General features: G+C 40.3%; 7 protein-coding genes. 6 read left to right on the forward strand and 1 reads right to left on the reverse strand.

What is annotated here, in order from left to right; all coding sequences use genetic code 11:
* The first annotated feature begins 142 nt into the window (after positions 1-142).
* On the forward strand, positions 143-889 hold the full coding sequence (locus ACFSR6_RS18510) for an aspartyl/asparaginyl beta-hydroxylase domain-containing protein (RefSeq protein ID WP_379081614.1): 747 nt from the start codon (positions 143-145) through the stop codon (positions 887-889).
* A 180-nt stretch (positions 890-1069) separates the two neighbouring features.
* Here the strand turns inward: ACFSR6_RS18510 and ACFSR6_RS18515 are convergent, their stop codons facing one another.
* On the reverse strand, positions 1070-1996 hold the full coding sequence (locus ACFSR6_RS18515; RefSeq protein ID WP_379081616.1) for a bifunctional UDP-sugar hydrolase/5'-nucleotidase: 927 nt from the start codon (positions 1994-1996) through the stop codon (positions 1070-1072).
* 161 nt (positions 1997-2157) lie between these two features.
* Between ACFSR6_RS18515 and ACFSR6_RS18520 the strand changes: the two genes are divergently transcribed.
* From ACFSR6_RS18520 to ACFSR6_RS18540, 5 genes are all read left to right on the forward strand, one after another.
* Entirely contained in the window at positions 2158-2697 is a 540-nt protein-coding gene (locus ACFSR6_RS18520; RefSeq protein WP_379081619.1) for a phage tail protein, read from the forward strand.
* A 10-nt stretch (positions 2698-2707) separates the two neighbouring features.
* Positions 2708-3253, forward strand: a complete 546-nt coding sequence (locus ACFSR6_RS18525) for a phage tail protein (RefSeq protein ID WP_379081622.1) — start codon at positions 2708-2710, stop codon at positions 3251-3253.
* A gap of 23 nt (positions 3254-3276) precedes the next feature.
* Entirely contained in the window at positions 3277-3825 is a 549-nt protein-coding gene (locus tag ACFSR6_RS18530; RefSeq protein WP_379081624.1) for a phage tail protein, read from the forward strand.
* 22 nt (positions 3826-3847) lie between these two features.
* Positions 3848-4993, forward strand: coding sequence for an ABC transporter substrate-binding protein (locus tag ACFSR6_RS18535; RefSeq protein ID WP_379081627.1), 1146 nt, complete (start codon positions 3848-3850; stop codon positions 4991-4993).
* 37 nt (positions 4994-5030) lie between these two features.
* The coding region (locus ACFSR6_RS18540) for a beta strand repeat-containing protein (protein WP_379081629.1) at positions 5031-7605 on the forward strand (2575 nt) is incomplete at its 3' end.

Here is a 7605-nt window from a genome sequence, read left to right on the forward strand (position 1 = left end):
CTTACTCCCCTGAATTGAGCCCGGCGCTTTGATTTTCGCATTGAAAGATTCAGCTGAGGTATATTAAAATTAAAGTCGCAACTTTATAAGTATTTAAATTGGCTTAAATATTTGCCAAATCGGTTAAAAAGCGATTAAATATTTGCGCAATAACAAACACTTAACTAATATTACAAAAAACATCTCAGCCTTGCTCAAATACATTCGGTTTAGTCAAAATTATAACGTTCCGCTACTCAAAGCCGAACTTGCCCTTGCATTAAAGCAAAATTGGGTAAATCATTTCAATAGGCAAGATTATGAAGGGAACTGGCAATGTATAGCACTTCGTTCGGCTAGTGGCAACGAGCATGACGTTTCAGCTCACTATGGAGTAGATCATCATCAGGATACTCCGCTTTTAAAACAACTTCCTTATATACAATCGATCATACAAGAGTGGCAATGCCCAAAACACACTATTCGGTTACTTGCATTACATCCCGGAGCAGAAATTAAGCCCCACAGAGATCGTGGTTGTAATTACGAAGGAGGAGTGCTAAGGATTCATGTTCCCATTCAAACCAACAGTGAGCTGAAGTTCATGGTAGCAGGAGAGCAGTTGAAACTGGATGAAGGTTCGTGCTGGTATATCGACTTTGATCAAACGCACAGCATTATCAACGCTGGCGATAATGTGAGGGTTCATTTGGTAATAGATGCACTAAGAAACGAATGGACGGATCGTTTATTCGAAACTTATGGCTATAAATTTGAAGCAGAAAATCAACCTCAAACCTTTGACCGGATCACAACCTTGATGATGATCGGAGAATTGGAGCGAATGGATACGCAAGGGGCTAAAGACCTGATTGTGGAACTGAAAAAACAAATAGCATGTGCGCCTTAGCAAACTGGATCCCGTTTCAGCTAAATTAGTATTTATTTGAAGAATGGAAATAACGCAATTGCTGCATATTGTTGGCTAAGGAAGGTAGTTTAAATGACTTAATTTATGCAGAAAGCTATTTAAAAGCTTGGTAAAGAGGTTCTGTCTTATTCTTGTAACGAGTAAGATAGAACCTCAGAATTAAACTAACTCAGCAGTTAGCTTACGGTATAAGTTTTGCGATTGCAGTGAATTTTTCTTAAAAGGAGAACCCGGAATCAGGTATTCATGGTTAAAGTGATTCCGAACTTTATCAGTATTGAAGCCAAAAGTTGTTTTTCCAAGAACCAAACCATTGTAGTTCGCTGCGCTAACAATCACCTCCTTTTTATCTGCATTTTGCAAAATGATAGCACCATTTTGCATTTGGTCGTTTTTAGTACCTATAATAAAATCGAGATATTTAGAAGCAGTTGCCAAAACCTGATTGTTAAACTTTTTATCGTTCGTATCCAAAGCAGAAAGACAAATCACCAAGTCGCAAGCCTCCTGTTCTTTTAAAACTTTAGTAATGTAATTAACACGCTTGTAAGGATCGCGAAAAGTTAGGCCTGTTGTTTTAACTTCCGAACAAACTCCGGTAATACCGATTTTGAGTTTACCGGCATAGACAATTGAATAAGGCCTTACTTTTGTTGAAGATTGGAATGTATAATTACAATTTACAATTGGAAAGCTGGTTTCAGATACCAATTGTTCAAATTTAGCTGCTCCATAAATTAATTCGGTAATTCCGATGGTTGCTGCATGATAACCTGTTTTATTCATTTGATAGATAATATCAGATGAGAACGATTTGTTAACAAAGTTACCTGCATCTAATACCAAACCGGATGTTTCCGATTGATTAATGGTATTGCGGATTTCCCGAAGTCCGCCAATTAAATCGGCATTGGGATTGATATTACCATTCAGTTCTGCTGTATGGAAAATGCTAATGCTATTGCCTTTGGTAAAATTGTTAATGGATTTGTTGATTGCTCCAAAAGATTCGATTGGCGAACCTAGAAGCGCCGTTCCGGCTATTATAGAGGCGTTTTTGAGAAATGACCTGCGTTTAAAATGCATAGGGCGTAAATAATTTGATGTAAATGTTGTGAAAAAAAATGGAAAAAAGGTATGGCAACGATATAAATACTTAAATATTGTGATTTTGCTATTTTTTTTGTTTGTTCTGAAAACTTTGCTTTACATTTACATATACAAATCATCCAAACTATTTTTACATCATGGGAATTACATCTGACGCTTACCTAGGTGAGATAAGTCTAGTGTCTTTTAATTTTGCTCCAAGAGGTTGGGCATTATGTAATGGACAATTCTTGCCTATTGCTCAAAATCAGGCGCTGTTTTCCATTTTAGGAACCACTTATGGTGGAAACGGGGTAACAACTTTTGCATTACCTGATTTTAGAGGGAAAGTTCCGGTTCACTGGGGAAACAGTGTCTCGCTGGGACAAATTGCAGGAGAGGAAAATCATACGATAACAATTTCAGAACTTCCACAGCACGTTCATTCGGTTACGCCCGGAGAGGTTAAGGCCAAAACAGGTGCCGTTGCCAATAAAACTACGCCCGAGGGTAATTATTTTGCAGAAAATACGGCAGAAACAAAAAGGTTTACTAATCTGCCCGATACCAGCATGGGTAATGTGGCACCAATTACTACGGCAGCTATTGGCGGCAACCAGGCGCATACCAACATGCAACCCTATACCGTAATCAATTTTATTATTGCCCTTCAGGGGATTTTTCCTTCACGAAATTAATTAAACGAATATGCCAGCAACTCCTTTTGTAGGTGAAATATTTATGTTCGCCGGAAATTTTGCAATGAACGGTACAGCCCTATGTAATGGTCAATTGCTACCCATATCTCAAAACACTGCTTTGTTTTCGCTTTTAGGAACTACTTATGGTGGAGATGGAAGAGCTACTTTTGCCTTGCCTAACCTTCAGGGAACTGTGCCATTAGGGCAGGGGCAAAGTACTACCGGGTCAATGTACGATCTTGGTCAAACTGCAGGTTCAGCTACTGTAACCTTGCTTCAAACCGAAATACCTTCGCATAATCATACCCTACAGGTTGCGATGGGTACCGGTACAACTCCACTTACCGCTACAGCTGTAGGATCGCTTCCGGCAACGACCACAACTAACCTCTATAGTGATACTGCAGGGGCCAATTTTATGACACCACTCAACGTAAATTTAAATACAACAACTGAAATTACAGGAAGTGGTTTTCCTCATAACAATATGCAACCTTATTTAGCAGTAACATTTGTAGTAGCAATGCAGGGGGTATTCCCGGCAAGAAGTTAATTTATACTAAACACAAAGAGATTATGAACCCATACGTTGGAGAAATTAGAATGTTTGGAGGCAATTTTGCCCCGGTAGGATGGGCATTTTGCAATGGCCAGTTACTTCCCATATCAGAAAATGAAACTTTGTTTAATTTAATTGGTACTACTTATGGTGGAGACGGACAAGAAACCTTTGGTCTTCCAAATCTTAATGGCCGGGTGCCTGTACACATGGGTACTGCAACAACAGGAACTACCTATGTGATTGGACAAATGGCCGGCGTAGAATCGGTTACTTTAACTGTTAATCAAATGCCTGCTCACCAACATAATATTAATGGAGAGCTTACACTTACAACCCGTGGAGATTCTTCAGGTAATTTTTCTTCGCCTGATAATCATGCCATAGGGATAGCGCCTTTAAAGAAATTTTTCAGTAAAACATCAAGCGGATTAAAAATGGCCCCTTTGGCATCTACTACTTCAATAGGATTGGCCGGAGGTTCGCAGCCGCATGAAAACATGCAACCTTATTTAGCCATCAACTTTATCATTTCCTTATTTGGAATTTTTCCTTCTCCAAACTAATCAGGTAAACAAGTAAAAACAAATGAAAGTAGGTTTATTATTGCCCCGCTCCACAACTCACCCATTAATCGCTTACAGCTTTATGGATGGGATTCATGCGTTTTTAGATCAGTATGAGTTGGGCCAGGATATTACCTGCGTTACCGTTAATATAGGATTTGGAACAGATGCAGTCGTAATCGCAGAAAAGGCTGAAGAGTTACTGATGCAGTATCAGGTAGACTTACTGGTAGCCTACGCCGATTTTCCTGTTATCGAAGCGTTGTTTCCGCTTGTAAAAGCTTTAAACAAGCTCCTGATTGTAGTTAACCACGGTGCTAAATATCCTCAAACCTGGCAGGGACATCCTAATGTAATCCATCATCATTTGAGTAGTGCCCTGGGGAGCTGGTGCACTGGCGAAAAGGTAGCAAAAGAACACCAAAAGGCAGCCTTCATCAGTTCATATTACGATGGGGGATATTCTTTATGCCATGCTTTTTCAACTTCGTTCTCCAATACAGGTGAAAATATTGGCTTCAATTTAATTGGTCATCAGTTAAAAGATAATTTCGATGCAGCCCCGCTGTTGTCTTTTTTAGAAGAAGATCGCGAAGTGAAGGCTTTTTTAACCGTTTTGAGTGGAGAACTGGTTCCGGAAATACATGCTCAGTTTAATAAAACCAATGTTAATACCGAGGCAACTTTCTACGGAAGTCCGGTTATGATCGAAGAATCAGGCGCATTAACCAATACAGCTGATTTTTTAGCTGTTGAAGGTTATACTTCCTGGTTCCAGAATAATCCCCTGCCAGAAAATGAGCAGTATTGCTCATCATTCCGGAAACGCACAAGCAGAACACCAGATAGTTTTGGCGTGTTGGGATGGGATACTGCTTTAATTCTTAAAACTATTGCTACCCTATGGGAAACAGGTGAATCAAATCCTCAAAATATAATTGAATTACTTTCCGGTAAAACACTGGCCGGTGCTAAAGGAAGCATGCTATTAAATGCTGAAAGCCACCAGTATATGGCCCCGCTGTATTATGTACATACTGCAGCAGGAGAGATACAACATCTTCAAACGCTAGATATTAAGGCGGTAGAAGATACTTTTAAAAGAATGAGTGGGCATAAAATAACAGGAATTTCAACAGGATGGTTGAATACCTACCTATGCTCATAAAATATTTATCATTAATCATCCCTAATCAGCGCTCTCTATGAAAGCACTTTTACGTAAACAACTTTTGAGGTACCTGGTACCTTTTTGCCTGGCCCTGTGTATTGGTTTTTCTGCCTCTGCACAATGTACGCTTGGCCCGGGCGATTTGGTCTTTACAGGCTATAATCAATTAGATGATGGTGTAAATGGTTCAACAGTAGATGATTCTTTCTCTTTTATGATATTGAAAGATGTAGCTGCTGGTCAGGTAATTTATTTCACTGATTTAGGATGGACCAGCGCCAATGCTTTTCAACCTGCCGATAAGGGTAGGAGTGATGCCATATTGAAGTGGACAGCAGATGTGGCCTATCCTGCAGGTACTGAAGTGATTGTTACCTGTAAGTATATTCTAACTGCTAAATCTCGAACTGGAGCAGCCAGAGGAAGCATAGCCATACAACAAGATTCTTATAATACAAGTGTCTTAAATGTAACTCCAGCTGAACACATGAGTTTGGCTGAGATATCAGGCGATCAGCTATTTGCTTTTGTAAATACAGTAGCGAGTCCTACTTTCCTGGCAGGTATCAGTATTAACAGAGACCCTTCTGCAGGTACATATTGGGATGCTACCTTAGCAAATACTACTTTAGGAGCTGAAAAATCAATGTTACCTGCTACATTGGCTAGTGGCGCTCAAAATCTGGGTATCAGGCTTGCCGATCCGGGCGACCCATCGTTTCCTGCAGCTCAGATAGCAAGATATAATAAAACAGCAAACCTTAAAACAGGAACGGCAGCTGCATTGCTTGCAGCAATCAATACTGCCGGAAATTGGGAGATAGAAGGAACAGGTAATCCGTGGAACCCTACGGTTACTGCCGAAGCATATGTGGTAAACGGAGTAGGTATTACTACCCATCCTGCCGATCGAAATAATGTATGCCAGGGTACTTCGCCTACCTTTACCGTGGTGGCTACCAATGTTTGTGCTTACCAATGGCAGGAAAGTACCGACGGAACAAACTTTTATAATTTAACCGAAGGAGGACTTTACACAGGTACTAAAACGGCAACATTAACCATTACAAATGCCTCAACACTAGGTGGTCGTAAATATCGGGTTGTGCTTTCGGGCGCCAATGGTTTAACTTCTAATGCGGCTACCTTAACCCTTGTAAATCCGACTTTAACATTTAATACTACGTTGCCCGCCAACGGAACTTACAATACAGCATATAGCCAAACAGCCAATGTCACTTCAGGTGGAAGTGGTACGTTCACTTATACTGTAAATTCAGGAGCGTTACCTAACGGCCTTACCTTAACTGCGGGTACCGGTGCAATTACCGGAACGCCTACTTTAGTGGGAACTTATAATTTTGACATTAAAGCAACTGATAATTGTACAACGGCCAATACGGGAATAAAATCTTATACTATTGTTATTGCTAAGGCCGACCAAACCATTACCCTTACCGATCAGACTAAAACTTATGGCGATGCGTCATTTACATTAACTGCTAATTCTGATGGAGGACTTCCTATTACCTATTCATCAGGAACGCCAGCTGTTGCAACCATTTCTGGGAATACGGTAACTATTGTCGGGGCAGGTTCAAGCGTTATAACTGCAACACAGGCTGGAAATGCCAATTACAATGCTGCAACTACTGTAACCAAAACCCTGACCGTAAATAAAAAGAACATAACGCTTACATTAAACGCAGCTCCGTTAATTACCAGGGTTTATGATAATACAACAACAGCAACCCTGGCTGCAGGCAATTATAACCTGGTAGGAAAGGTTGGGGCTGATGTGGTTACTGCGACTGGTACTGCCAGTTATGATACTGCAGATATAGGCACAGGAAAAACCATTACTGTAAATACTTTTGTTTTAGCAGGTGTTCAAAAAGATAATTATAACCTTACTACCACCACAGCTACTACTACGGGTAATATTACGAAGTTAGATATAAGTGGTAATTTTACTGCCAATAATAAAGTTTATGATGGTACAACTGCTGCAAGTATATTAACCAGAAGTTTAACGGGTGTAATACCAGCCGATGCAGCCAATGTAACTTTAACAGGCGGCTCAGCCACTTTTGGTACTGCTGATGTGGCCAATGGCAAAATGGTTACTTCGACTGGCATGACCTTGAGTGGTACAAAAGCAGGTAACTATAACTTAACAGGCGTTGCAACCACTACAGCAGACATTACAAAGCTTGATATTAGTGGAACATTTACAGCCTCTGATAAAACTTATGATGGAAATGCAACAGCTACGGTTTCTGGTAGAAATTTGATAGGGCTATTACCTGGGGATATTGGAGCAGTAACCCTATCGGGAGGTACAGCTGCATTTAACAATGAAACTGTTGGTACTGGTAAAACAGTTACCAGTACAGGTATGGCGCTAAGCGGAACTAAAGCAGGTAACTATAACTTAACAGGGGTAGCAACCACTACTGCCAGTATTTCAAAACTAAATGTTACCGGAGTTTTTACTGCCGATAACAAGACTTACGATGGTACTACAAGCGCAAGTATTTTAACCAGAAGTTTAACAGGTGTTTTAGCTGCCGATGTTGCCGATGTAACTTTAACCGGTGGCACAGCTA

The organism is Pedobacter vanadiisoli (assembly GCF_042684385.1).
GTDB classification, from domain to species: Bacteria; Bacteroidota; Bacteroidia; order Sphingobacteriales; family Sphingobacteriaceae; genus Pedobacter; species Pedobacter vanadiisoli.